At 61.7% G+C, this 2,811-nt stretch carries 3 protein-coding genes and 1 pseudogene; 3 read left to right on the top strand and 1 reads right to left on the bottom strand.

Features of this window, described 5'->3' with window-relative positions; genetic code table 11:
* A partial coding sequence (locus tag L9Z73_RS28615) for an NnrS family protein (RefSeq protein WP_247408158.1) occupies positions 1-228 on the bottom strand: 228 nt, incomplete at its 3' end.
* Between the two features lie 161 nt (positions 229-389).
* On the opposite strand from L9Z73_RS28615, the gene L9Z73_RS28610 reads away from it, so the two are divergent.
* From L9Z73_RS28610 to L9Z73_RS28600, 3 genes and pseudogenes are all read left to right on the top strand, one after another.
* A complete protein-coding gene (locus L9Z73_RS28610) occupies positions 390-671 on the top strand; it encodes a peptidylprolyl isomerase (protein ID WP_247408156.1) in 282 nt (93 codons plus the stop codon).
* 130 nt (positions 672-801) lie between these two features.
* Positions 802-2,661 (top strand): extracellular solute-binding protein, encoded by a 1,860-nt coding sequence (locus tag L9Z73_RS28605; RefSeq protein ID WP_247408154.1) that lies wholly within the window; start codon positions 802-804, stop codon positions 2,659-2,661.
* Positions 2,661-2,811, top strand: a pseudogene (locus L9Z73_RS28600) (peptide ABC transporter permease); the annotation flags it as partial. The gene L9Z73_RS28605 and the pseudogene L9Z73_RS28600, both read left to right, overlap by 1 nt.

Here is a 2,811-nt window from a genome sequence, read left to right as displayed (position 1 = left end):
CAAAAAGCCGGCGATGATCGCCACGCCAAAGCCGAACAGCAGCTCATGCCGGTGCCAGGCCAACCAGCCGCCGGCCGGTTGCCAAGTACCGGTGGCGCCGCCCAGGGCGAACAACCACAGCGGAATTGCCAGCACCGCCAGCAGGCAGGCGCCGAGGAAAAACGGGCGGAACGCCAGGCGAAACAATGGGGGAATCGCCATGGCCTTGCGTCGATCGAGCACTTGCATAGCACGGCTCCTAAACGGATGAATGCGACAATCTTGCGCCGTCGCCTGCGCATTGCCCTTGTCGTAGATCAAGCACGCCCGCCACGAACAGGGGAACTTTGCGGGGAAATAACCGCCTGAATCCGGTACGCTCAGCGTTTTTACTCAAGGAGTTAATTCCCATGGCCAAAGCCACCGCCCGTCACATCCTCGTTGCCACCGAAGACAAGTGCAATGAACTCAAGGCCCAAATCGAAGGCGGCGCCGATTTCGCAGACGTTGCCAAAGCCAATTCCACCTGCCCCTCCAGCCGTCAAGGCGGCGACCTGGGTTCGTTCGGTCCAGGCCAGATGGTTAAAGAATTCGACGCCGTGGTGTTCAGCGCCCCGGTCAACACGGTGCAAGGCCCGGTGAAAACCCAGTTCGGTTATCACCTGCTGGAAGTCACCAGCCGTCAGGACTGATTCAGTCCGCGCTGATGCTTGAAACAACGGCCCGCCTTTTGGTGGGCCGTTGTGCATGGGATGACTGGCGATGCTCAGGCCGTTAGCGTACAAATCCCTATTCTTCTTCACCCGGCGCTCAAGGCTGATAATGCGACTGGTTTTTTCGACTCTATTTAGCTCCACCCTGGCCCTGCTGCTGGCCAGTACCGCTGTGATCGCAGCCCCGCAAACCTACCTGACAGTGTATGGCGAACCGGCCAAGTATGCCGCCGGCTTCAGCCATTTCGACTATGCCAACCCCAACGCGCCCAAGGGCGGCAGCCTGCGGCGTTCGGCCATCGAGATCGGGCGCTTCGACCATGTGCTGCCCTATATCGACAAAGGCATCGGCGTGTCCCAGATCGACGGCTGGCTGTATTCGCCGCTGGCCCTGCGTTCCCTGGACGAACCGTACACCGTTTACGGCCTGGTCGCCGAGAAGATGGAACGTGCGGACGACGGCCTGTCGCTGCGCTTCTACCTCAACCCCAAGGCACGGTTCGCCGATGGCACACCGATCACCGCCGAAGACGTGCGCTACAGCTTCGATTTGCTGATGACCCAGGGCAGCCTGCGCTTTCGCACGCTGTTCGCCGACGTCAAACACGTCGAAGTCGAAGGCGAGCGCCAGGTGCGCTTCGATTTTTCCAGCGATGAAAACCGCACCCTGCCGCTGGATATCGCCACCCTGCCGGTGTTCCCCGAGCACTGGTGGAAAACCCGCGACTTCGCCAACGGCGGCGGCTATGAAGCACCGCTGGGCAGCGGCCCGTATAAGGTCAGCAAGATCGACGCGGGCAGCACCATCACCTTTACCCGCAACCCTGACTGGTGGGGCAAGGACTTGCCGGTCAGCCGTGGCCTGTACAACTTCGATCACCTGAGCCTGGAATATTTCGGCGACACCGAAGTGGCGCGCCAGGTGCTGCGTGGCGGCGCGTATGATTTCAACCGCGAGTTCTCCGCCACCGGCTACTCCATCGGCTACAACGGCCCGGCGCTGGATGACGGCCGCCTGCAACGGGCGCACCTGGCCAAAGAGATGCCGCAACCGGCCCAGGGCTATGTGTTCAACGTGCAGAACCCGATGTTCAAGGACCGTCGCGTGCGCCAGGCCCTGGCGATGCTGTGGGATTTCGAATGGGCCAACCGGCAGATGATGCGCAACCTGTACATCCGCCAGCAGAGCTACTTCTCCAATAGCCCGCTGGCTGCGAGCCAATTGCCCACTCCAGAAGAGCTAGCGATCCTCGAACCGCTGCGCGGCCAGGTGCCCGACGAGGTGTTCACACAGGTCTTCAAAGCGCCGGTCACCGACGGCAGCGGCATGATCCGCGACAAGCAACTGCAAGCCCTGGCCCTGCTGGAAGAAGCCGGCTGGAAACCCAAGGGCGACAAGCTGGTCAACGCCGAGGGCGAGCCGTTGGAATTCACCTTCCTCTATGCCCAACCCGGCCTTGAGCGTCTGTTGCTGCCGTACAAGCGCAACCTGGCACAGATCGGCATCACCCTGAACATCCGCCGCATCGACTCCTCGCAATACGTCAACCGGCTGATGACACGGGACTACGACATGATCGTCACCGGTTTCCCGGTCACCATGTCGCCGGGGATGGAGCTGTACAACTACTTCGGTTCTACCGCCGCGTTCGACCCGGGCGCCAACAACTACATGGTGCTCAAGGACCCGGCCATCGACAGCCTGATCAAAGGCCTGGTCAAGGCCAACACCCAGGCGCAGATGCTCACCTATGCCCATGCGCTGGACCGGGTGCTGCAATGGAACTACCTGTGGATCCCCAACTACTACCCGCCCGGCACCTCTGCCGCGTGGTGGAACCGCTTCGGGCGCCCGGCCATCGAGGCGAAGAATGACGAAGCCCTGGAAACCTGGTGGGAAATCAGCCCCACGCCACTGACGAATGAACAAATGAACGCGCAGCTTAAAAAACGCGGAGGGGCCCACTGATGTTTGCCTATATCGTGCGCCGCCTGCTGTTGATCATCCCGACGCTGGTGATCATCCTGCTGGTCAACTTCGTCATCGTACAGGCCGCGCCCGGCGGGCCGGTGGAACAGGCGATCGCCCACCTGCAAGGCATCGGCGGCGGTGCCATCG

The sequence above is a fragment of the Pseudomonas emilianonis genome (assembly GCF_023072625.1).
Classification (GTDB): Bacteria; Pseudomonadota; Gammaproteobacteria; order Pseudomonadales; family Pseudomonadaceae; genus Aquipseudomonas; species Aquipseudomonas paraveronii.
The sequence above is the reverse complement of the archived record's forward strand: the minus strand, read 5'-3'. Positions and strand labels throughout refer to the sequence as shown.